At 70.2% G+C, this 21,619-nt stretch carries 17 protein-coding genes and 4 pseudogenes; 6 read left to right on the top strand and 15 right to left on the bottom strand.

Annotated elements, in window-relative coordinates:
* Positions 1-98: 98 nt before the first annotated feature.
* The 5 genes and pseudogenes from JF597_RS17935 to JF597_RS17955 all read right to left on the bottom strand — a co-directional run.
* Entirely contained in the window at positions 99-677 is a 579-nt protein-coding gene (locus JF597_RS17935) for an ABC transporter transmembrane domain-containing protein (protein ID WP_293995745.1), read from the bottom strand.
* Positions 611-991, bottom strand: a complete 381-nt coding sequence (locus JF597_RS17940) for a hypothetical protein (RefSeq protein WP_293995747.1) — start codon at positions 989-991, stop codon at positions 611-613. Before JF597_RS17940 ends, JF597_RS17935 begins: the two co-directional genes overlap by 67 nt.
* Positions 988-1,535 (bottom strand): annotated as a pseudogene (locus tag JF597_RS17945) (2,3-dihydroxybenzoate-AMP ligase); the annotation flags it as partial. The gene JF597_RS17940 and the pseudogene JF597_RS17945, both read right to left, overlap by 4 nt.
* A 104-nt stretch (positions 1,536-1,639) precedes the next feature.
* Positions 1,640-2,467, bottom strand: coding sequence for a ZIP family metal transporter (locus JF597_RS17950; protein ID WP_293995749.1), 828 nt, complete (start codon positions 2,465-2,467; stop codon positions 1,640-1,642).
* A 769-nt stretch (positions 2,468-3,236) separates the two neighbouring features.
* Positions 3,237-3,359, bottom strand: a pseudogene (locus tag JF597_RS17955) (ABC transporter permease); the annotation flags it as partial.
* A gap of 290 nt (positions 3,360-3,649) precedes the next feature.
* Here JF597_RS17955 and JF597_RS17960 point away from each other — a divergent pair.
* Together JF597_RS17960 and JF597_RS17965 are read left to right on the top strand one after the other, a co-directional pair.
* Positions 3,650-3,838: pseudogene (locus tag JF597_RS17960) on the top strand (pirin family protein); the annotation flags it as partial.
* 444 nt (positions 3,839-4,282) lie between these two features.
* Positions 4,283-4,426 (top strand): undecaprenyl-diphosphate phosphatase, encoded by a 144-nt coding sequence (locus JF597_RS17965; protein WP_293995751.1) that lies wholly within the window; start codon positions 4,283-4,285, stop codon positions 4,424-4,426.
* Between the two features lie 81 nt (positions 4,427-4,507).
* Here JF597_RS17965 and JF597_RS17970 read toward each other — a convergent pair whose 3' ends face one another.
* Positions 4,508-4,906 carry a (2Fe-2S) ferredoxin domain-containing protein gene (locus JF597_RS17970; RefSeq protein WP_293995753.1) on the bottom strand — a complete coding sequence of 133 codons (399 nt, stop codon included), beginning with the start codon at positions 4,904-4,906 and terminating at the stop codon, positions 4,508-4,510.
* Entirely contained in the window at positions 4,903-6,882 is a 1,980-nt protein-coding gene (locus tag JF597_RS17975) for a heavy metal translocating P-type ATPase (RefSeq protein WP_293995755.1), read from the bottom strand. Before JF597_RS17975 ends, JF597_RS17970 begins: the two co-directional genes overlap by 4 nt.
* Before the next feature lie 147 nt (positions 6,883-7,029).
* Here JF597_RS17975 and JF597_RS17980 point away from each other — a divergent pair, with 147 nt between their 5' ends.
* Positions 7,030-7,419 carry a metalloregulator ArsR/SmtB family transcription factor gene (locus tag JF597_RS17980; RefSeq protein ID WP_293995757.1) on the top strand — a complete coding sequence of 130 codons (390 nt, stop codon included), beginning with the start codon at positions 7,030-7,032 and terminating at the stop codon, positions 7,417-7,419.
* 611 nt (positions 7,420-8,030) lie between these two features.
* Positions 8,031-8,402, top strand: coding sequence for a BlaI/MecI/CopY family transcriptional regulator (locus JF597_RS17985; RefSeq protein WP_293995759.1), 372 nt, complete (start codon positions 8,031-8,033; stop codon positions 8,400-8,402).
* Between the two features lie 778 nt (positions 8,403-9,180).
* Here the strand turns inward: JF597_RS17985 and JF597_RS17990 are convergent.
* The 7 genes and pseudogenes from JF597_RS17990 to JF597_RS18020 all read right to left on the bottom strand — a co-directional run bounded on the left by JF597_RS17990 (position 9,181) and on the right by JF597_RS18020 (position 16,747).
* Positions 9,181-10,844: pseudogene (locus JF597_RS17990) on the bottom strand (multicopper oxidase family protein).
* Between the two features lie 108 nt (positions 10,845-10,952).
* Positions 10,953-11,402 (bottom strand): hypothetical protein, encoded by a 450-nt coding sequence (locus JF597_RS17995; RefSeq protein ID WP_293995761.1) that lies wholly within the window; start codon positions 11,400-11,402, stop codon positions 10,953-10,955.
* A 129-nt stretch (positions 11,403-11,531) separates the two neighbouring features.
* Positions 11,532-12,104 carry a hypothetical protein gene (locus JF597_RS18000; protein WP_293995763.1) on the bottom strand — a complete coding sequence of 191 codons (573 nt, stop codon included), beginning with the start codon at positions 12,102-12,104 and terminating at the stop codon, positions 11,532-11,534.
* A 209-nt stretch (positions 12,105-12,313) separates the two neighbouring features.
* The gene (locus JF597_RS18005) at positions 12,314-13,594 is read right to left on the bottom strand and encodes an MFS transporter (protein ID WP_293995765.1); all 1,281 of its coding nucleotides are present in this window, start codon (positions 13,592-13,594) and stop codon (positions 12,314-12,316) included.
* Positions 13,591-14,721 (bottom strand): PLP-dependent cysteine synthase family protein, encoded by a 1,131-nt coding sequence (locus JF597_RS18010; RefSeq protein WP_293995767.1) that lies wholly within the window; start codon positions 14,719-14,721, stop codon positions 13,591-13,593. The genes JF597_RS18005 and JF597_RS18010 overlap by 4 nt, the downstream gene beginning before the upstream one ends.
* 97 nt (positions 14,722-14,818) lie before the next feature.
* Positions 14,819-15,283: a hypothetical protein gene (locus JF597_RS18015; protein ID WP_293995769.1), complete on the bottom strand. Its 465-nt coding sequence runs from the start codon at positions 15,281-15,283 to the stop codon at positions 14,819-14,821.
* A gap of 612 nt (positions 15,284-15,895) precedes the next feature.
* Positions 15,896-16,747, bottom strand: a complete 852-nt coding sequence (locus JF597_RS18020) for a class I SAM-dependent methyltransferase (RefSeq protein ID WP_293995771.1) — start codon at positions 16,745-16,747, stop codon at positions 15,896-15,898.
* Between the two features lie 448 nt (positions 16,748-17,195).
* Between JF597_RS18020 and JF597_RS18025 the strand changes: the two genes are divergently transcribed.
* Both JF597_RS18025 and JF597_RS18030 read left to right on the top strand, forming a co-directional pair.
* Positions 17,196-18,806: an MFS transporter gene (locus JF597_RS18025; RefSeq protein ID WP_293995773.1), complete on the top strand. Its 1,611-nt coding sequence runs from the start codon at positions 17,196-17,198 to the stop codon at positions 18,804-18,806.
* 78 nt (positions 18,807-18,884) lie between these two features.
* Entirely contained in the window at positions 18,885-20,117 is a 1,233-nt protein-coding gene (locus tag JF597_RS18030) for a nucleotide disphospho-sugar-binding domain-containing protein (protein ID WP_293995775.1), read from the top strand.
* A gap of 1 nt (position 20,118) precedes the next feature.
* Here the strand turns inward: JF597_RS18030 and JF597_RS18035 are convergent, their stop codons facing one another.
* A complete protein-coding gene (locus JF597_RS18035; RefSeq protein ID WP_293995777.1) occupies positions 20,119-21,603 on the bottom strand; it encodes a HAMP domain-containing sensor histidine kinase in 1,485 nt (494 codons plus the stop codon).
* Positions 21,604-21,619: the final 16 nt, after the last annotated feature.

Consider the following 21,619-nt stretch of genomic DNA (forward strand, 5'->3'; position numbering starts at 1 on the left):
GGGCTGCGGATAGGAGGAGAGTCACTGTCCGTGACTGGGAGTCCCCCGCACGCGGACCGCGCCGGCCTTGGCGTCGTTGATGTGGTCGGTCAGGTGCATTAGGGGTGAGACGGCCTCATGGGCATCGTGCCGATGAGCAGGGCGAGGAGGAGGTCGGTGAGGGAGATCCAGCCGGCGGTGAGTATCGGAACGCCGGCAGCGGCGACGATGATCAGGGTGGGCAGCGGCACGATGAACAGCCAGCGCAGCAGGCCCGAGGACCGGGTCGTGGCCATCCAGTCTCCGACAGCCTCGGTGAACTCCTCGACGGCGGTGGCGAAGCGCCCGAAGGACGCCCGACCGTCATCGAAGGCACGGACGACCGGCATGCCCTGGACGAACTCGACGACGGCCGCGTTCACGTTCTCGTTCGCCGCGTTGTAGCGCTCGCGCTGGGTGCCGTAGTCACGAGCCATGAGGGAGAAGCAGACGAACGCAACGGGGACGATGAGCAGGACGGCGAGCAGCATCCGCCACTGCACCACCCCGAGCGCCAGCAGCGCGACGACGGGCTGGGCGACGCCGGAGCCGAGGAACGGCAGGGCGTCGGCGACCACGTTGTGCAGGGACTTCACGTCGTCCTGGACGATCTTGTTGATGCGCCCGGCCCCGAGCCCCTGCACCTCGCCGAGCGGCATGTGCGCCAGGCTGTCGGCGAGGCGGCGGCGCAGGACGACCTCCAGCTCGTAACTCGCCTCGTGCGCCAGATGTCGGCGAGGCAGCGGGCGCCGAAGCCGCCGAGGAGTCCGGCGAGCGCGCCCACGGCCCAGCGGGTGACGACGGCACCGGACGGGTCGTCGGCGAGTAGTTCCCCAACGGCGTAGGCCACACACACCAGACCCACGACTTTGAGCACCCCGCTCAACAGGGCGAGTGCCGCTGCCCGTTGGAGCAGCCGCCGTACCCGGTCCGAGCTCTTGGCCAGATCCAGGACCGTGCTCAGGCCGCTCATGCGCTCACCTGCCGGGCGAGTGCGGTCTTGTCGACCTTGCCGAGGGCGGTGCGGGGGGGGGGAAGGACGGCAACACACAGACCTCGTCGGGGAATTTGTAGGCGGCCGGTCCGCGGGCGGTGAGATGGGTGGCGAGGTCGGTGCGCGTGGGCGGGGCGCCGCGCGGGATGACGCAAGCACAGGTCCTCTCCCCCAGCCGCTCGTCGGGCAGGCCGATCAAAGCGGCGTCGTGGACGGCCGGGTGGGCGAGCAGGTGGTTCTCGACCTCCTCAACCGGGACCTTCTCGCCGCCGCGGTTGATGACGTCCTTGGTACGACCCTCCACGACGAGGTGGCCGCTCGGCAGGCGGCGGACCAGGTCGCCGCTGCGGTAGAAGCCGTCCGCGGTGAAGGCCCGGGTGTTGTGCTCGTCGGCCTTGTAGTAGCCGCGCAGGGTGTACGGGCCGCGGACCACCAACTCGCCCACCTCGCCATCCGGCAGGTCGCGGTCGTCGGGTCCGACGGTGCGGCTCTCGTCGTCCGCGCAGAGGGGGCGGCCTGGGGTGAGCCGGAGTGGTCAGCTCAACGCGCAGAGCTTCACCGGGATCACGCACGTCAGCCGCCCGCGACTCTTCTCGAGGGCAGCTGTCGGCAGGCGGGGCGGGAGCTTCAGGCCCCGGCGGCCGTGACGACGGCGTCGGTGGCGAAGCCGAGGACGAGGCCCAGCAGGACGCACCAGGTGGTCAGGGTCTTCAGTGCGGCCTTGCGGGCAACGGCCAGCAGTTCGATGACCACGTAGAGGATCGACCCTGCGGCCAGACCCAGGAAGGCGATCGACACGGTGTCGTTGACGAGGTGCTGGCCGACCACGGTGCCGAGGAAGGTCGGACCGCCGCCGATCAGGCCGAGTAGGAGCAGCGTGGCCCATGAGGGGCGTTCGCCCTCGGCGGCCAGCGGGGCGACGATGCCGAACCCTTCGGTGGCGTTGTGCAGACCGAAGCCGATGATGAGGAGTACGGCGAGGGAGAGTTCGCCCTGTGCGGCGGAGTTGCCGATGGCCAGGCCCTCGGCGAAGTTGTGCAGGCCGATGCCGGTGGCGATCATCAGCGCGAGCGAGCCGGCCTGGCTGCGGACTCTGGGGGCCAGCTCGGCGGATGCGGCTGCACCGGGGCCGGCGGGCCGCGCAGCCGAGGCCGCACGGCGGGCGATCCAGCCGTCGTAGTACACCAGGCCCATCAGCCCGGCTCCGAGGCCCACGGCCAGGGTGAGGCCCCCGCAGGCCACGGTCCCCCAGTCGTGCTTGCCCAGCGCGCCATCGACCGGCTCCCAGGCGTGTGTCAGGACGTCCCAGACCAGGAAGATCAGGATGCCGATGGCGACGGCGTTCAGACCTGCGCGCAGCCGCGGGTTCGGGTTGCGCAGACGGCCGAGGGGCAGGCCGAGGTAAATGGTGAATCCTGCGATGGCGCCGAGCAGGACTACCTGGGAACCGGACATGAGGGGGACTCCAGTGGGATGAGCGGAGAAGTGCACCCTGAAACTAGATGAGGCTAGCCTTGCCTAATAGATCGCTGTGGGTCGATTTTGAGAAGGCTTGGCGAATTCGTTGCGCTCCGGCAAAGCGGGCCCCTCTGCTCTCATCCGGCGTGGCGGCGGAGCTTCGCGGCGATGCTCCGCCGCCGCGACACCAGTCGGCGCGGGCGCCAACCCTGGCCGCGCACGGCGGGCGAGATCAGCAGGACGGGCACGGACGGGAGACGTTGACGGGAGACGTTGAGCCGTAGCGTCGCCCTCATCGTCCTCGCCAACGCCGAAAGCCACGCCGACCTTGGCAGGGTCGTTGATGCCCTGGTCACCGCAAAGGAGTTCAAGGGAGGCGGCGATGAGTCCGGATCGTCTTCGAGGGCGCCAGAGCCCAGTGGCCCGGCGTCCTGTCCGACGCCGAGCACCGCGCACAGTGGGGGGCACCTGCGGCTATTGCGCAAAGACGTTCGAAGTCGAGGAGACCACCCGCGCCGCGCATGGCGAACTGCTCGGGTCTGCCCGGTCGGGTCTCACTACAGCCGGCAAGGGTCGTTCATGTCAGTCACGCTGCCCGCCGAGCAGCAGCGGCGCCACCGCGCGCGAACTCCTCGAATCGACGCGACACTCAGCGCCGAATGACGGATGGAGCCGGACGCCGAACCTCTGCGAGCGGAGGGCCCGCGTGTGTCGGCCCTCCGCCGTGCAGTGTGTACGAGATCGACCGGAGCCGAAGGACCGGCTCTCAGCGCCCGGCGGTGCTGCTGAACTTCGAGGTCGACCAGAAGTAGCCGAGCACCGCGAGGCCCACGCACCAGGCGACCGCGAGCCAGCCGTTGTGGCCGATCCCGGTCCCCAGGAGCAGGCCGCTTCGGATGCCCTTCCGGATAGCCCGCGACATCGACCTGGCCCATGGCAGCGGGCTTGCCGATGTTGACGACCATCAGCGGGATGTGGTCCTCGTCGAGGAACTCCTTCTGGATTGTCGCTTTGTTCATGGGAATCTCCAGGGGTGGAAGGTGAGAATGACTGGCTGCAGGACGCGTGTCGGAGACATCCGTGCGCGTCCCCACCAGCCCGGGCATCCCCTTGACCGGCCTCCTCGGCGTCCGATGCTGACCTTTTGCTGACGCCCGAGGGTGCTCGATACCCCTGACCTGGGAAGAACCGTAGATCGCGTGGTATGTGGGGAACTTCGTCGGACGCACCCAGGACGAAATCAAACAGGCCCGCGAGGACTGGATGAGCGGGTCGAGATTTGGGGAAGTGAAGGGGTATGACGGAGCACCCCTACCCGCCCCCGAACTGCCGCCGACGCCACTGAAACCACGGGGCCGAGTACGCTGAACTGGGCGTTTCAAGCCTGGCAAGCATCAGGCCGGGCGAGGCGGAACAGGCTCCGCCCGGTTGGCTCAGACTGCACGAGCAAAGCCCCTTCCCACCACCCGTTCCGCCCCACCTCGAAGTGCAGGTTTCGCCAGCCGTGGTCAGCTTCGGTCGGACTGATGCTGACCCACTGCTGACTTCACTGACGAGTAGTCGGGTCCTTGCCAGGGGCTCCTCCCGCATTACCCCGGCGCCCCGCACTGCCGCGCTTCCGAACTCGCGCCGCGAGTCGCCACCGGATCGCCCTTCGGGCCACGGCCGATCTTCGCCCTCTTCGGAACCGGACCAACCACACTCCCAGTTGCCGACCAGGACGTCGCCTACGACGCCCGCGAACCGGCTACAACCGGGCGGCATGGCGCACCGCCGCCCACGCCCTCGCCCCACCTCCCGGAGCCCCGGCCAGTGATCGTCGGCTTCTTCACCGCCGCAGTCGCCGCGTACATCGCGGTCCGTTTCCTGTCCCGTTGGTTCGCCACCCGCACCCCCACGCCGTTCGCCGTCTACTGCCTGGTGGCGGGCGCGGCCGGCGCCGTCCACTTCGCCTGACACACCGATCTGTACGACGGCCTGCCGACAGCTTGCACATCCGCTTACCGAGGAGACAGCCCTCCTCTCATGTGGGGGCTGTCAGTTCTCCACGCCCCGTCGCACGCGCCGCGACGGGGCGAACTCGTACAGGTCCAGGATGTCGGGCGGGTCGGCGAGGCCGGGGCCCCCGGCCTCGACCCAGGCGGCGATGTCCGCCGTCGCGTCAGGGTCGTTGACCAGTCCGAGCCAGACCGGCCGTCCGCCTGCGGCGCGGCCGGCGGAGGACGGCTGGACGACGATGACGTTCGCCTGCTCACAGGCGTCCAGGCAGTTCACGGCCCGGACCCGGGCGAGAGTGCCCAGTTCGGACTTGAGCGTGGCGAACTGCGCGGTGTGATCGACACCGGGAATCTTGTCGGTACCGCAGCAGCAGCCCCGGCACACGGTGACCATGCACCGTGGCTCGCCCTGTGCGGCGGGTGCTTTGCGGCGGCTCATTCGGCGGCCCGCTGCCAGGCCGTCTCGCGCAGCAGGCGCAGTCCGTTGAGGCCGACGATGACGGTGGAGCCCTCGTGGCCGGCCACGCCGAGTGGCAGCGGCAGGGTGCCGATCAGGTCCCAGGCGACCAGGCCGGCGATGAACAGGCCCGCGATCACCAGGTTCTGCACGACCAGCTTGCGGGCGCGCCGGGACAGCGCGATCACGGACGGGACCGTGCGGAGTTCGTCGCGCACGATCACGGCGTCGGCGGTCTCCAGCGCGAGGTCGGAGCCGGCCCGGCCCATGGCGACACCGGTGTGGGCGGCGGCGAGCGCCGGGGCGTCGTTGACGCCGTCGCCGACGACCAGCACCTTGCGGCCGACCTCTTGCAGTTCGCGAACGGCGGCCACCTTGTGCTCGGGCAGCAGGCCGGCCCGCACATAGTCGATACCGACCTCGGCGGCGAGGCGGGCGGCGGCACGCTGGTTGTCGCCGGTCACCAGAAGGGGCGCCGCTCCGATGAGTGCGGTCAGCGCGGACACGGTCGCGCCGGCGTCGGCGCGCAGCCGGTCGGCGATGGCCAGCAGCCCGGCCGGAGCGCCGTCGACGGTGACCACAACGGCGGTCCGGCCGTCGTCCTCCAGCTCACCGGCGACCACCAGGGCCCGCGCGGATCGCGGGTCCCCGGCCCCGGCCAGCAGCCGTACCGGCGCCCCGACGGAGATCTCCCGGCCGTCGACGGTCGCGGTGACCCCGACACCGGGGGTGGAGGCGAAGTCCTCTGCGGCCGGCAGGGCGAGGCCCTTGTCCCGGGCCGCGTCGACCGCCGCGCGGGCCCGCGGGTGCTCGCTCGGATGCTCGGCCGCCGCGGCGAGCCTCAGCAGGTCCTTCTCGTCCAGCCCGGATCCGGCGAGCGGCCGGATGTCGGTGACGCGCGGGGTGCCCTCGGTCAGGGTGCCGGTCTTGTCGAGCGCGACCGCGTCGGTCTCGCCGAGGCGCTCCATGACCACGGCGGACTTGACCAGCACACCGTGGCGTCCGGCGTTGGCGATCGCGGACAGCAGCGGCGGCATGGTGGCGAGGACGACCGCGCACGGCGAGGCCACGATCATGAAGGTCATCGCCCGCAGCAGTGAGCCGGTCAGCGCGGCGCCGAAGGCGATCGGGACAAGGAAGACCGCGAGGGTCGCGGCGACCATGCCGAGCGAGTAGCGCTGTTCGACCTTCTCGATGAACAGCTGGGTGGGCGCCTTGGTTTCGGACGCGGCCTCCACCATGCGCACGATCCGGGCGATCACCGAGTCGGCGGCGTCGCGCTCCACCCGTACACGCAGCGCGCCGGTGCCGTTGAGGGTGCCCGCGAAGACCTCGTCGCCCACCTCCTTGGCGACCGGCAACGGCTCGCCTGTGATGGTCGCCTGGTCGACATCGCTCGCACCGTCCAGGACACGTCCGTCGGCGCCGACCCGCTCACCGGGCCGTACGAGGACCAGGTCGCCGACCGTCAACGCCCCGACTGCGACGGTCTCCTCTTCCCCGGTCGCCGTCTGCCGTGTAGCCGTGGCCGGGGCCAGGTCGAGCAGACCGCGCACCGAGTCGGCGGTGCGGGCGGTGGCCAACGCCTCCAGGGCGCCGGAGGTGGCGAAGATGACGATCAGCAGCGCGCCGTCCATCACCTGCCCGATCGCCGCCGCCCCGAGGGCCGCCACCACCATCAGCAGGTCGACGTCGAGGGTCTTCTCCCGCAACGCCCGGAGCCCGGCCCAGCCCGGTTCCCAGCCGCCGGCCGCGTAGGTCAGCGCGTACAGCGGGCCCCAGGTCCAGGCCGGGGCGCCGGTCAGCTGCAGGGGCAGTGCCACCAGGAAGAGCACCAGAGCGGTGGCGGCCCAGCGGGCCTCGGGCAGCGCGAGGACGTGGGTGCGGCGGGGCGCGGTGCCCTCACGCGCGGGCGTGCGCTGGCCCGGGAAGGGCGAGACGAGGGTGGAGGAGGTCATCGGAACGGAAGTCCTTCACGACGGACGGTACGGCGCGGCTGCGGACACCCAGCGCACGGGATGCACCGGTTCCGCGCGCCCCACCGTACAGGACTACATGAAGACTCATTCATGTGTTCATGTCCGCCGGTCCGTAGGATGAAGCCCATGGGCCATGGAGCTGACGCCGAGAACACCACCGCCGCCACCGTGCGCGAGCGCCTGGAGACCGTCGGCGCCACCGACGTGGCCACCACGCTGCAGGCGCTGGCCACCCCGTCCCGGCTGCGGATCCTGGCCCGCCTGCAGGAGGGTCCGTGCGCGGCGACCGAACTCGCCGACGCCGTCGGCATGGAACAGTCCGCCTGCTCCCACCAACTGCGCCTGCTGCGCAACCTCGGCCTGGTCACCGGCGAGCGGCGCGGCCGCTCGGTCATCTACGCCCTCTACGACAACCACGTCGCCGAGCTCCTGGAGCAGGCCCTCCACCACGTCGAGCACCTGCGCCTCGGCCTGCGCGACGCCCCGCCCGAGAGCGAGGTGGCCGGGGCACGCTGAGCCTCACACGGGCACAGCCACCGCGGCCCGCTACGGCGTGAGACGCCCGGCACGATGCAGTGGGGCCGCCAGCGCCGCGCACCCGAATCCCGTGGCACCAGCACCGCCCACGACAGCCAGCGCACCCCTGGGCCGAACAACGCGCCGACGCCCAGGCTGCGCCTTGGAGGATCACCAGCGCGGCCAACTCGAAGCAGGCCGTGACCGAAGCAACCGAACAGCGGGCGGCAATCCCGACTAAGCGCCATACAGCGGGTCAGCGCTTCACTCAAGAACACAGTGGTTGGTCCGAATTGCCCCTCTCCGGCCGATCCCTCATCGGCATGCCGAGCGCACTGCGTACCACGATGACCCACGGCCTCAAGGCATTCGACGGCAGTTGGGCCATGGCCAGCAGGTCTTCGGCCGCCTCAACGAGGATCTGTACGGCACCGGCCGGGAAGGCAGCGCACGTTCCGGACGTCGCGGGTCGACGGCCGGCGACAGCGCGTCGCCCCGTCGACGGGCTTGAGGCGACCGTGTCGGACCCGTCCGCACTCGGGCCAGGCCACCGGTCGCCCGCAGCCTTTACGATGACTCCTACTACCGCGGTGCAGAAGGAGATGCTGGGCATGCGACGGCTGGGTGATCTGGAGGCGGAGATCATGGACCGTCTGTGGAGGTGGCGGCGCCCGGCGACCGTGCGCGAGGTCGTCGACGACATCAACCGGACCCGGACCGTCGCCTACACCACCGTGATGACCGTGGCCAACATCCTCCACAGCAAGGGCTGGCTGGTGCGCGAGCAGAAAGACGGCCGGGCCTGGCTGTACGAGCCGGTCCGCACGCGGGAGGAGTACGCGGCCGCCCTTATGGAGGACGCCCTGAGCGCCAGCGAGGACCGCCCGGTGGCGCTGACCCACTTCGTGGACCAGATGTCTTCCGCCGAGATCTCCGCGCTCCGCAAAGCCCTTCGGAATGCGGGAAAACGCGCGGACACGTGACTGGCACTGCTGGGTGGACAGGGTCGCGAAGGCCGGATGCGCGACGGAGACGCGACTCCTGTTCGCCCCGTACAGCGAAGACCCTCGACTCACCAGACTGCGAAGTTCGCCGCTCCCGCCGTTGAGCAAGGCCGAGTTCGGGCAGGTCGCCGACAAGTTCCTGTGGCAGTACGTCGCCCACCCTGTACGGCGTCGACCCCGACCACCCGTTCTGGTACGGGCGCACACTCAACCCGTGGGACGGCGCCGGACGGGCACGTCCATGGGTGGCACCGGAGTTCGAGAGCATGGAGAAGGACTACCTGGACCCGAGCATCGTCACACTGCCGCGCTACGACACGCTCCCGCCCGCGGGGGACGGCCAGGCGGTCGCCCCCCAGAAACTGGACGCACTACGACGCCTGCTCGAAGACCCGACCGTCGCTCAGAGGGTCCGGGGCCCTGCTTCCCGCGTAGCCCGATCCTGCAGCCGTACACGGACGCCGCGCCGCCCGTCCCCCCGGACGGCTGCGGCGCCGCCGGGAGCGCGGACTTGCCGACCTGGAGCGGGGTCAGGATGAGCAGCCGGTCGGTCTCGCCGCGCCCCGCCTCGGCGAGGGCGTCTCCGATGATCTGCCGCGTAAGTGCATCTCCTCGAACTCGTTGGGGCTCAGGCAGCCGAGGCGCTTCTGCATGCGGCGGAGTTGTAGAAGCCGTCGTTGCCGCCTGCAGACGACCGAGGTCGCCGGCTCCTCCGTCCGCACCGAAGTGCGGACGGAGGAGCCGGCCCGGACGTTCGTCAAGCCTGGTAGGCCACCAGCGCCATCATCCCTGCCTCGCCGTGGTAGGCGTTGTGGCAGTGCAGCATCCACTGCCCCGGGTTGTCGGCGTCGAAGAACACGGACACCGTCTTCTTCGGCAGCACGATGGTGGTGTCCTTGCGCGGGCCGTCGGTGCCGAGCTGGTAGGTGTGGCCGTGCAGGTGCATCGGGTGCCACATGGTGGTCTTGTTGACGAAGTCCAGGCGGACCCGCTCGCCCTGCTTGACCAGGATGGGGTTCGCGGTCGGGTTGTTCATGTCGAACCGCTTGCCGTTGATGCCCCAGTTGTACTTGCCCATGCCGCCGGTCAGTTCGATGCGGTGCACCCGGTCGGTCCTCTTCGAGTCGAGACGGACGTCGTCCGCTGCCTTGAGCTGGGAGGCGGACATGATCATGCCGTCCAGCTGCGAGGGGCGGACGCCTGGCTTCGGCGTACTGCCGGATCCGGTACGCACCACTGCCATGGCGTTGGCGTTCTTGCATCGGCGAGGGCGACCAGCGGGAAGACACCGTCGTCGAGGGTGATTGTGACGTCGTACCGCTCCCCCATACCGACCAGCAGAGTGTCGACAGATGTCGGCTTGACCGGGAAGCCGTCGGTGTGGGTGATCGTCATCTTGTGACCGCCCAGCGCCACCCGGTACGCGGTGTCGCCGGCCGCGTTGATGATGCGCAGCCGGATGCGCTTGCCGGGCTTGCTGGTGTAGACGTCGGGGTCGGTCGGGACGCGGCCGTTGACCAGGTGGTACGGGTACTTGACGTCTCCGGCGTCACCGCCGAGCAGCTTGCTCTCGGCACCCATGAGCAAGAACTTCGTCGACATGCCGCCGGAGGCGGACGCGGACGGCGAAGCACTCATGCCGGCCGTGCTCCCGCCGATCATGTCCATCGCGCCCATGTCGCCCATGTCGCCCATGTCGCCCATGCTGTCGGAGGACGAGCTGCTGGGGCTGGCGCTGGAGCCGCCGCTCATGTCCATGCCCCCCATGTCCATGCCGCCCATGCCCTGCTTGAGCTCGGCGAAGACCTCGTCGGGGGTGCCGGTGACTCCGTCGACCCAGTCGTCGAGGACGACGACCCACTCGTCGTCGTACGGGAGCGGTTCCTTGGGGTCTTCCACGATCAGCGGGGCGTAGAGGCCCCGGTCGAGCTGGACGCCGACGTGCGGGTGGAAGAAGTAGGTGCCGGGGGCGTCGGTGACGAAGCGGTAGGTGAAGTTGCTGCCGGGGCGTACGGCGGCCTGGGTGGCCGGGGGTACGCCGTCCATGTCGGCGCGCAGGGCTATGCCGTGCCAGTGGATGGAGGTGGTGGTCTTGTCCGGCAGCTGGTTGGACAGCTCGGCGGCGAGCGTGTCACCCACGGACAGGCGCAGTTCCTTGCCCGGGGTCCGGCCACTGAAGGCCCAGCTGTCCGCCATGACCCCGCCGCCGAGGTCGAGCATGGCGCGCGCGGCGGTCAGGGTCACCTGCTGCGTCCTGCCGGTGCTCTTGCGCTTCTTCTCGGCTGCGGCGACTGCCTCGCCGTTGGGGCTGACCAGGGACGCGGTGGAGCTGCCGGAGCCGCTGCTGCACGCGGCGAGCGCGCCCGCGCCCGCGACGCCGAGCCCGGCCAGCAGGACGGAGCGGCGGTTGATGCTGTTCATGTGGTTCACGTGGGGAGTCCTCTCCTCGATGTGCCGTTGGCCGGACCGCGCGCGGGCAGCACCGCTCGCGTACCAGGGGGGACGCGGGGGCGGCTCGCGGGATCCGGCCTAGATCAGCAGCCGGGAGAGGACGGAGAGATCGGGTGGCGCACGGTGTGACGTCCCGGTCGGATCGCGCCGGGCAGGCATGCCACGCAAGGCGTCCGAACGGACGATGGTGACAGCGGCAGGCGATGGCAGGAGTTTCGCCGTGCCTACGTCCCCGGCCGAGCAGTGCTGCATGCCGGGACCCGGGCAGGCTCCGCCGTCATCGCCCATCGCCGTGTTCGCGACCTTGAGGGCCGTACCGTGCGCGGCCGGGGCGGCCGTCGGGGTCATGGCGGCGGAGGTGTGGTCCATGCCGGCCATCGCACTCGTGGAGTGGACGGGCATGACCACGGACATCGTGTCGTGATGGACGAGGACGGCGAGCGCGGCGAGCAGCGCGACGACCACGGCCCGCGCGCAGCGCACCGCACTGCCGCGGGGGCCGGCCCGCCGGTCTGTGGCTGTCGTCATCGCTTTCCCCACCCTGTCTTGTCCGACACGACCCGCCCACTATACCCACCGGGGGTATCGCCTTCTACTAATCGGGCTGCGAACACAACATCGGCCGATGACCGGCCGCCGCGGTGCACGCAGCGCCCGTCACCCCGAGGCGGCCATCTTCTTGCCCGCCGGCGTGACGGCGAACCACGCGCCCTCCTTGCCCTGGCCGTTCATCTCACCGGCCTTGGTGTCGCCCATGTAGCGGTACAGCGGCCAGCCGGCGAGAGTGATCTGCTTCATGCCGTCGTCGCGGGTGAGGACACCGACCTTGGCCTGCACACCCATCCCCTGAGGGGTGCCGTCGGCCATGACCGGCATCCAGGTCTGCGCACAGCTGCCGGTGCACATCGACATGTTCACCTGGTCCTTGTCATAGCGGTAGAGCGTGAAGCCCTTGGCGTCGGTGATCACCGCCCCCATGCCGGACATCGTCTTGGACATCAGCATGTTCGTGCTGACCATGTGGCCCGCGCCGCTGCTTGAGGTGGACGTGCCACCGTCGGCGGGCGTCGTGGCCTCTGCGGATGCGGAGGCCACCGGTGCGGCCGCGCCGGTGTTGGCGGAGTTGTCGCTGGACGATCCACACGCGGTGAGCAGCAACGCCGAGGCGACGCCCGAGGCCATGACGAGGGCAATGCGGTGCCGGGACACGGAGTTCTCCCTTGTTGTCATACGGGTTATCTACTGATGCCCTTAGTACGTTCGTGGACAGTCGACCGTTCAGGCACACGAGACACACATGACGAGACCTTTACCCGGAGCGTGCGGCGAGGTCCTTGTCCGGCGTCGGTGAGATGGGGCGCCGATGCCAGGGGGCAACGGCGCCGCCGATGCGGCAGCCGATGTCCGGGCCGAAGGTCGCCCCCGGCGCGTCGGCACGGTCACGACGCCACGGCCGTGAGCTTCGGTTCGGGGCCCGCGGTCAACCGGCCCGAACGCGCCAGCAGTGCGACGCAGCCGGCGCAGAACGCGCCCGTCGCCGCGAGCACCCACCAGGTCAGTTCCGGGCGCCCGAGACGGTCGGCGGCGTCCCAGACGGCGCCGGTGGTCAGGTTGCCCAGCGTGATGCCCAGGCCGGCCACGGTGTTGTACAGCCCGTAGTGGGTGGCTACGAGGCGTCCGCCGGCCAGGGAGACGACGGTGTCCATCTCGAACGGGTAGACCATCGCTGTGCCCAGTCCCAGCAGGACCACCGCCGCGAACAGGGGTGCCAGTGTCACGGTCCAGGCGGCCGGGCCGGAGGTACGGGTCGCCGTGCCGGTGTCGATGAGTGGAAGGAGGAAGGCCGTACCCATGAGTGCGATGCCGTAGACGATGGCGCGCAGGGACGACCAGCGCGCCCGGGCCCATGCGGTGATCTTCAGCTGGCCGGCCACGGCGACCGCGGCCGAGACCGCGAACAGGGCCGTGGTCACCGCGTCGCCCCGGTCCGGGCCGATGCGGTGCGCCTGCAACGGCAGTGCCAGGTAGATCTGGAAGGACAGGACGTACGAGCCGATCATGGCCAGGGCGAAGAGAAGGAACGGGCGGTTGGCGACGACCGTGCGCCAGTCGGCCAGCACACCGCCGGGTTCGGCCCGCGATGTGCCCCTGTGGGTGGGCAGCATGCGCAGCTGAATCACCGTCAAGGCTAGGAACAGCAGGGCTGCAGCAGAGCAGACGAGCCGGAAATCGGCAGTCAGGAGGGCGAGTCCGACCAGCGGGCCGACAAACATCCCCGCCTGGTAGAAGACGTTGAAGGCGGCGAACGCCTCCACGCGCCGCTCCCCCGCCTCCTGCGCCAGATACGCGCGGACGGCCGGATTGAACAGAGCACCCGCGAACCCGGTCGCCAGCGACGCTACGACCAGAGCCGGCAGTGAGCTGACGAAGCCGAGCAGGCCGAAGCCGGCGGTTCGCAGCACAAGCCCTGTCACGATCACGGGTTTGTAGCCGAGCCGGTCGGCGAGCGTGCCGCCGACGAGGAACATGCCCTGCTGGGCGAAGTTGCGCACCCCGAGGACGAGGCCGACCGCCCAGGCGGCCATCCCCAGGCCGTCCGCGAGGTGGACGGCGAGGTAGGGCATGAGCATGTAGAAGGCGGTGTTGATGGTGAACTGCTGGATCATCAGCAGACGGCTGCATCCGTTGAACGAACGGAACTGCGTGGCAGGGGACTTCATCGCCGTGCCCCTTCCGGCGCGGTGACGTCGGTGCAGCGGGTCCATCGCTCCACCGTGCGCACGCCCGGGTGCGCGATCTCGTCCGGCTCGGCGGCGGGGAGGCTGCGGAGGAGGTCGTGGGTGCGGCAGTACTGTTCGCTGTAGACGGTGTTCCAGTAGCGGTGCACGCCGTCGGGGAAGATCGCCGCGATCAGGGTCCGCTCCGGTTCGGTCCGGGCCAGCCAGTTCGCGACGAGTGCGACGGCGCCCACGCTCCAGCCGCCGCTGGCGTAGTGGCCGCGGGCCAGTTGGCGGCAGGCCCACACCGCCTCCCCCGGGGCCACCCAGTGAACCTCGTCGAAGGCCGCATGATCGACGTTGCCGGGATGGATGCTGCTGCCCAGGCCGCGCATGAGACGAGGTCCGGCGGGCTGGCCGAAGACGGTGGAGTTCACCGAGTCGACACCGACGAGCTTGAGTTCCGGGGTGAAGCTACGCAGGGTGCGGGCGATGCCCGCCGAATGGCCGCCGGTGCCGACCGCCGCGACCAGGACGTCGATCCGTCCGAGCTGCACGATGAGTTCCAGGGCCAGCGGGGCGTAGGCGGCAACGTTGTCGGGGTTGTTGTACTGGTCGGGGCACCAGGCCGCTGGGGTACGGGCGAGCAGTTCCCGCACCCGCTCGCGGCGTGCCTCCTGCCAGCCGCCCACGGGATGTGGCTCGGTGACCATGTCGACGTGCGCTCCGAGCGCGCGCAGCTGGTGCACCATCAGCGGCTCCATGCCGGGATCGGTGACGAGGGTGACCGGATGGCCGTTCGTGATCCCGGCCAGGGCCAGGCCGAGGCCGAGGGTGCCGCTGGTGGACTCGACGATCGGCGCCCCTGGCCGGAGGACACCCCGTTTCCGGGCCGCAGCCACCATGTGGAGTGCCGGGCGGTCCTTGATGCCGCCGGGGTTGGCGCCCTCCAGTTTCGCCCAGAAGCCGCGGCCCGCCGGGTTGAAGGGCTCCCCGATCCACAGGACAGGGGTGTTGCCGACCATGCCGGCCGGTGAGCGCCGCGGCGCCCCAGCCGGTTCAGGAAGTTCGTGTGCCACGAGGAACGAGGTGATGTCACGCGACGTGACGCCGCGCAGGGCAGTACTCATGTGGGGGTCCTCTCGCGGCCCCGCTCGCGCTGAGGCCGCTGTCTGCCGTACGGGTGGGTGTGCCGGAGGGCCCGGCGGTGCACGCCGGGCGGCACGGTCACGTACGGCTGACGCAGACCAGGTTCAGCAGATGGGAGCCGCCGGGAGTCGGCACGGCCGCCGGATCCCCTCCCCCTTGCGGGCCGCCCGACATCACGGGATCCACCACGCGGTGTCGCAGGGAAAGCAGCGCGATGAGCGTGAACGCCAGAACCAGGGTCCCCGCGGGCACACGCGGGCCGGCGGGCCGGTCAGCCGGCTCGCAGCACAGGGTGCAGTGCCCGTCGTGTTCGTCCGCCCCGTGATCCAAGGCACAGTCCGCTGCCACCCACACGGAGCGCGAGCTGTCCGCTCCGGCCTCCTGATGCACCGCCGACGCGGCCACGGTCGTGGCGTGCGGGTGCCCGTCATCCAGGTCCGCGGCGCACGCGACAGCGTGGGCCAGGAGCATCAGCACCAGACCCACGAGGAGGGCGAGGGCCGGCCTGCGCACCCTCGCGCAGCCGGCAGATTCCTGCGGCATGCGACAGATCGTAAGCACATCGTCACGATCCGGCAGCTTTCCGCCACGTATGGGTGAAGTGGCCCGCAGACCAAAGCGCGGGTATATGTGTCCGGCCGTCGTCCCGGACGAGGCGGTGATCACCGTGCGCGAGGTGTTGGCCGGGCCGCCGCGTCTGCCCCTGGGAGTGCACCTGCACCCGGGCCGGGGCGTACCACCACGACGCCCGACTCCACCGCCCCCTCGCTCAAAAAAGTGACGGTGCCCGACCACTCAGTTCACGAGGCGCACGGCGGTCACGCGTATCCGTCCAAGGAGCGCAGTACCGCTGTGCTCGACGTACGCGGGCTGAGGTGGGCCTCCCAGCAGAGCACCGTCACGGCCGCACTGGGCCGCCGACCGGGCGACGACCACCGCCACACCCCACAGCCCCGCCTCGTCCGCAGCCGCCACGGCGGTTACCCCTTCGTCTGCACGTACCACGCCAGCACGAAAGGAACGCTGATCGTGCGCCGAGGGGGCGTTGAGCCCTTTTCTGGTAGCGGTCTCGTCCGGGTCGGGCGGGGTTCCCTGGCGTGCGAGGTGGGCGCGGGTGCCGTTGACCACGGGACGGCCGACGTGGTCCCTGTCCCGCTACGCCTCGTCGTCGCGCCGCGCCCTCACCAGATAGGCAGTGCCCAAACAGCGGCGGGCTCCTCGGCTCACGGTCCTTTCGGGATGCTCACGCCATGTCCGGCTCCAGCGGCGGACCGGCCGGTCCAGCGGCGGAACCAGGGGCGTCACGTCGAAGTGGACCGCGTCCTGCGGTGTCAGTCCGCTCTGGCGCATCATCCGGCGCAGTCGGGCCGGCCGGATCGCTCGGATGCCGGACACGTCCGCCGCATGCCGCGGCACGCCGAACAGTCCTTCGACGCGGCCGAGCACACGCAGCAACGGCCAGTAGACGCACCACTCAACCAGCCGGTACGGGCTGAGCGGGTTGAGCATCGTCACCACGACCAGGCCCCCCGGCCGCACCACACGTGCGATCTCGCGCAGCGCGTCACCGGCGTCGGCGTACTCCAGGACGCCCATCGCGACGACGACATCGAAGTACTGGTCGGGAAAGGGCATCTCCTCGACACACGCCACGCTGAACTCGACGTCGCCGGACCCCGCCGTTCGAGCGGCGGCCGCGTCGATCATCGCCGGCGACAGGTCGCATCCGGTGATCCGGAATGCTCCGGGGCGGGTGTCGAGAAGGTGTCGCACCAGCATGCCAGGCCCGCAACCCACGTCCAGCAGACGGCCACGCCGCACGGCACGAAGCGCCTCGTCGACCACATGCAGCCGGGACCAGAAAAACCGCGCCTGCGGCCGCCGGCCCCCGTATGACTCGGCATAACGGGTCGCGTCGGCGGCGGTCGCATACTGCGCGGTTACGGCGGCGTCACGTGCCGCACCTCCAGGATCACGTTTCGCCCGTGCCGTCTCGGAAGACGCCATCACTACTCCCCCACAGAGCTGCGCAGAGTCCCGTCGGACGTTGCGGACCCGGTCAGGGCCCATGGCGGATGCAATCAGGCCCCAGCCAGGGCGGCGGCGTGGAAGCACGGGACGTGGCAGGGCTCCCCGACAGGAACATGACTACTAAGATTCTTAGCAGATCCTGTGCAGGTTCCTGGTAAAAGCCTCACCCGATTCAAGTAAGAAGTCCTTGATGCAGAAGGCGTCCGAGACGGGCGCGGGTGCCGTTGACGCAGATCGGCGTCTACCACCCGAACATGCAGGGGACACCGGTCGTGCCCTGAGACACCGGCCCCGTACACATTCTTGAACTTCCTCTGCAGTAGGGCTGGTCTGCCGCTGTCAGTCGTCTCCCTAGTGTCGGCCACGTGAACACGCTTCCGCGTGTCCGCGTCCCCTCCACGTTTCTCCCCCCGGAGTGCCCGAGATGGCCGACAGCAACGCCGGTACGACACAGCCGCCGCACCGCCCACCCCGCAACTCCCCTACCCGCCCGAACAAGTGGTGGATGCTCGGTGCGGTCTCCGTGGCGACCTTCATGCTGCTGCTCGACGTGACGGTCGTGAACGTCGCCCTGCCCGACATGCAACGCTCCCTGGACTCCAGCTTCTTCGACCTGCAGTGGGTGATCGACTCTTACGCCCTGACGCTGGCGGCCTTCCTCCTCGCGGCCGGCACGCTGGCCGACCGGCTGGGGCGGCGGCGTGTCTTCGTGATCGGGCTGGCGATCTTCGCCCTGGCCTCGCTGACCTGCGGACTGGCCACCGGCACGCTGATGCTCAATGCCGCACGGGCCGTTCAGGGTGTGGGCGGCGCAGTCATGTACGCCGTCTCGCCCGCGCTGATCGCCAACGACTTCCATGGCAAGCAACGCGGCATCGCCTTCGGCATCTCCGGCGGCGTCACCGGGCTGGCCGTGGCGCTCGGCCCGCTGATCGGCGGAGCACTCACGGCCATCAGTTGGCGGTGGATCTTCCTGCTGAACGTGCCGATCGGAGTCCTCGTGATCGCGGTCATGCTGACCCGGGCCACCGAGTCCCGGGACCCGGAGAGCAAGCGGATCGACTGGCCGGGTCTCGTCGTCTTCTCGGTCGCCCTCACCATGCTCGTCTTCGCCCTCATCCGCGGTGAGTCCCAGGGCTGGACGGACCCGCTCATCGTCAGCCTGTTCGTCGGGACGGCGATCCTGCTGGCCCTGTTCGTCCTGATCGAACGGCGTACGCCGGAGCCGATGCTGGATCTGGACCTGCTCCGCAACCGGTCCTTCAACGGGCTCGGCCTCGCGACCGTGGCGGCCAATGCGGCACTGAACGTGGCCATCCTGCTCCAGGTGCTGTACATGCAGTACGTCCTCGGCTTCTCCGCGTACGGCACCGGCGTGCGCTACCTGCCGCTCACGCTTGCCCTGTTCGTCGCCGCGGCCGTCGCGGGCACCTTCTCGGAGCGGATGCCGGCCCGGCTGCTGGTCGGGATCGGCTGTGCCGCGCTCGGGCTGGGCATGCTGGCCGCACGCGGCATCACCGCCGACTCCGAGTGGAGCGACCTGCTGCCCGGCATGCTGCTGGCAGGTTTCGGCATGGGCGTGTTCAATCCCGTGCGCGCGGCCTCCGCGGTGGCCCTGGTGCCGCTACGGCGGGCCGGCATGGCGTCCGGGATCAGTGAGACCTTCCAGCAGGGCGGCGTCGCCCTGGGCATCGCGGCCTTCGGCTCCATGGCCCACAGCCGGATGGCAGACCACTTCTCCAATGCCATCGGTGCCTCGGGGCAGTTGCCCGCCAAGGAGACGGCCAAGCTCACCGACATGGTCGCCGCCGGTCGGCTGACCGAGGTGGCCGCCGCGGTGCCGCCGGGACAGCGTGCGCTGGTCGCCGGTACCGCCAACGACGCGTTCATTGCCGGAATGGACCTGGTCATGCGGGTCGGCGGCATCGTCGCGGTCGTCGGCGGGCTCGTCGGCTTCGCCCTGATGCGGCGGCGCGACTTCCCCGACCAGTCCGCCGCCGCCGAACAGACCGCCGTACGCGTGCCCGCCGCCTGACCAGGCGGCCGGCCTGCCGGGACGTGCTCACCCGTGTGAACACACCGCCCACCGACCATGATGAAGAGGGAGTCCGTCATGAGCCGTTTTCTCATCTACACCGCTCCGGGCAGCGGGCATGTCTACCCGTTGATCCCGACCCTGCTCGAACTGCGCGACGACGGCCACGACATCGTCGTCTTCGCCGAGGAGTCCAGCCTGGACACGCTGCGGACGCTCGGCTTCGGTGCCGTGGCGATCCACCCCGAGATCGAGAAGCGTGAGGACGACACATGGAAGGCGCGCACACCGATCGGCGCGCTGCGGCGCTCGGTGGCCATGTACGTCGACCGGACACGGTACGAGGCCGCCGATCTCCGAAACGCGCTGGCCCAGTGGCAGCCTGACGTGATCGCGCTGGACAACAACTGCTGGGGTGCCGCGGCTGCCGCGGAGGCGTCCGGCCTGCCCTGGGCCCAGGTGGCCACCTTCCTGCTGCCGCTGACCACCCGGGACGCGCCACCCTTCGGGCTCGGACTCAAGCCGGCGAGGAACTGGGTGGGCCGCCTGCGCGACGAGGTACTCCGTCAGGGTGCGCTCCCGCTGTTCAACTCCGCGCTGCCGCCGGTGAACAAGCTGCGGCGCGAGCTGGGCCTGTCCAAGGTCAGGAGCGTGCCCGACCTGTACATGACGGCGCCGCTGGTCCTGTCCTACACGGCCCAGCCTCTTGAGTACCCGCGCACCGAACTCCCGCCGTCCGTCCGCTTCGTCGGCCCCAGCAGCTGGGACCCGGCCGCCGACGACGAGGAGCCCGAGTGGCTCGCCAGGATCAAGCGCCCGATCGTCCTGGTCACCGTCTCCACGGTGTTCCAGGACGACTCAAAGCTGATCCAGGCCGCCCTGGACGCCCTGGCCGACGAGCCGTACGACGTCGTCGTCACGACCGCGTCCGTCGATCCCAGCCGCTTCAACGCCCCCGCCAACGCCCACCTGGTCAGGTTCGTCCCCCACAGCCTGGTGCTGCGGCGGGCGGCCTGCGTGGTGTGCCACGGTGGCATGGGCATCACCCAGAAGTCGCTGCTGGCCGGGGTCCCCGTGTGCATCGTGCCGTTCGGCCGGGATCAGATCGAGGTGGCGCGGCGGGTCGACCTCGCGGGTGCGGGGACGCGTCTGCCCGCCGGACGACTGAATCCGGGGCGCCTGCGCGAGGCAGTGCGGCAGGCGATGACGAAAAAGCAGCAGACCGTGCAGGTGGCGGAACGGCTCGCCGCGGCCGGTGGCGGCCCGGCGGCCGCAGCCGCACTGGAAGAGCTGGTCGCCTCACGGGTCTGACTCAGGCCTCGGGCCGATCGGCAGCTGCCCCTGCGCTGCCCTGACGGGCCGGCTTCCTCTCCCCCGCGAGCCCGTCAGGGCGCACGGCTGTCCGGCCGCTGCCGGCCAGCGCCGTTGCCGGCACCATCCGCGGCAGGACCACCCGCGCCACCAGGCCGTGCGGTTCGGCGTCCAGTTCCAGCCTGGCGCCGCTTGCATTGAGCAGCGCCTTCGCGATGGCCAGCCCCAGTCCGGAACCGCCGCGACGGGTCGGCTGGCGCCCCCGCCAGAAGCGGTCGGTCGCCCGTTCCTTCTCATGGGCCGACATCCCAGGTCCCGCGTCCACGACCTCCACGTACACCGAGGCGTCATCGGAGCGGATCCGCACGGTCACCCGTCCCCCCCGTGGGGAGAAGCCGAGCGCGTTGTCCAGCAGGACGTCCAGCACCTGGTCCAGCGCACCCGGCAGGCAGGTGGCGGGCGTGCCACGTCCCTGTACCGCTATCGTGACGTCCGCTTCTTCGGCCCGGTTGCTCAGCGCCTTGGCGCGCGCCTCCACGACCGCCCGGACGTCGACGGCATTGCTTGCGCCGTCCGCAATGGCGGCGTTCGCCAGGGCAAGGAGTTCGTCCAGGATTCGGCTGAGGCGGTCCGCTTCGGAGACCGCGATCGCCAGATCCTCCCGCCCGTCCTCCGGCACGAGTGCCTCCAGCGCCTCGACTCGCACGCGCAGCGCCGTGAGCGGGTTGCGCATCTGGTGCGAGGCGTCCGCGACGAAGCTGCGCTGGGCCTCCAGCACCGAGACCAACCGGTCTGTCATACCGTTGACGGCCTCGGCAAGTTCCCTCAACTCGGTCGGCCCACGGTCCGCGGACGCCCGGACCGAGTACTGCCCCTGGGCGATTCGGCGAACCACCTCCTGCAGCCGTCGGGCGGGGGCCAGGCTCCAGCGCACCAGGGGTATCCCTACGACTGCCGAGGCCAGCAGCCCGGCCAGGGCCACCCCCAAGAGAATCAGCGCGTCCTTGGCCACCTGCGAACGCAGGGACGCCGTCGGGGAGATGGTCGCCACCGCGCCGACCGGCTTCCCCCGTCTCAGAACAGGTTCGGCCACGAACAGCGGGCGTGCGCTGATGTTGAAGGAGTAGTCCAGCGGCACAGTGCTCTCTCCGGCAAGCGCGCTGTCCAGTGTCCGCCGCCACTCCGAATCGCTGATCCGAGTCCTCGGACGGGTGGTGAAGGTCTCTCGCCCCTGGGCGTCGAAGAGCATCACAACGGCCTTCTCCTGCTTCCCGTAGACCGTCGCCTGTGTCTTCCAGTCGTCGTCCGGAGCTGGTGCGCCGGCGGTCGCCTCTGCCGCCGAGGCGAGGGAGAAGGCCTTGGAGACCTGGTGAATCACCAGATGGTGGTAGTTGTTCATGGCCAGGTTGAAACCGAGTGGAATCTCCGTCGCCAACAGCAGTACGGCGGTGAGGGAGAGATAAACGATCATCAGGCGGCGCTGCATGGTGCGCTCTTCCTCG

Source organism: Streptomyces sp., assembly GCF_019510245.1.
Taxonomy (GTDB): Bacteria; Actinomycetota; Actinomycetes; order Streptomycetales; family Streptomycetaceae; genus Streptomyces.

Coding starts and splice junctions, on each gene's coding strand:
- JF597_RS17935 (WP_293995745.1), bottom strand. CDS start 677: ATGCCGCTCGGCGAGGTGCAGGGGCTCGGGGCCGGGCGCATCAACAAG.
- JF597_RS17940 (WP_293995747.1), bottom strand. CDS start 991: ATGAGCGGCCTGAGCACGGTCCTGGATCTGGCCAAGAGCTCGGACCGG.
- JF597_RS17950 (WP_293995749.1), bottom strand. CDS start 2,467: ATGTCCGGTTCCCAGGTAGTCCTGCTCGGCGCCATCGCAGGATTCACC.
- JF597_RS17970 (WP_293995753.1), bottom strand. CDS start 4,906: ATGAGCCGCCGCAAAGCACCCGCCGCACAGGGCGAGCCACGGTGCATG.
- JF597_RS17975 (WP_293995755.1), bottom strand. CDS start 6,882: ATGACCTCCTCCACCCTCGTCTCGCCCTTCCCGGGCCAGCGCACGCCC.
- JF597_RS17980 (WP_293995757.1), top strand. CDS start 7,030: ATGGGCCATGGAGCTGACGCCGAGAACACCACCGCCGCCACCGTGCGC.
- JF597_RS17985 (WP_293995759.1), top strand. CDS start 8,031: ATGCGACGGCTGGGTGATCTGGAGGCGGAGATCATGGACCGTCTGTGG.
- JF597_RS17995 (WP_293995761.1), bottom strand. CDS start 11,402: ATGACGACAGCCACAGACCGGCGGGCCGGCCCCCGCGGCAGTGCGGTG.
- JF597_RS18000 (WP_293995763.1), bottom strand. CDS start 12,104: ATGACAACAAGGGAGAACTCCGTGTCCCGGCACCGCATTGCCCTCGTC.
- JF597_RS18005 (WP_293995765.1), bottom strand. CDS start 13,594: ATGAAGTCCCCTGCCACGCAGTTCCGTTCGTTCAACGGATGCAGCCGT.
- JF597_RS18010 (WP_293995767.1), bottom strand. CDS start 14,721: ATGAGTACTGCCCTGCGCGGCGTCACGTCGCGTGACATCACCTCGTTC.
- JF597_RS18015 (WP_293995769.1), bottom strand. CDS start 15,283: ATGCCGCAGGAATCTGCCGGCTGCGCGAGGGTGCGCAGGCCGGCCCTC.
- JF597_RS18020 (WP_293995771.1), bottom strand. CDS start 16,747: ATGGCGTCTTCCGAGACGGCACGGGCGAAACGTGATCCTGGAGGTGCG.
- JF597_RS18025 (WP_293995773.1), top strand. CDS start 17,196: ATGGCCGACAGCAACGCCGGTACGACACAGCCGCCGCACCGCCCACCC.
- JF597_RS18030 (WP_293995775.1), top strand. CDS start 18,885: ATGAGCCGTTTTCTCATCTACACCGCTCCGGGCAGCGGGCATGTCTAC.
- JF597_RS18035 (WP_293995777.1), bottom strand. CDS start 21,603: ATGCAGCGCCGCCTGATGATCGTTTATCTCTCCCTCACCGCCGTACTG.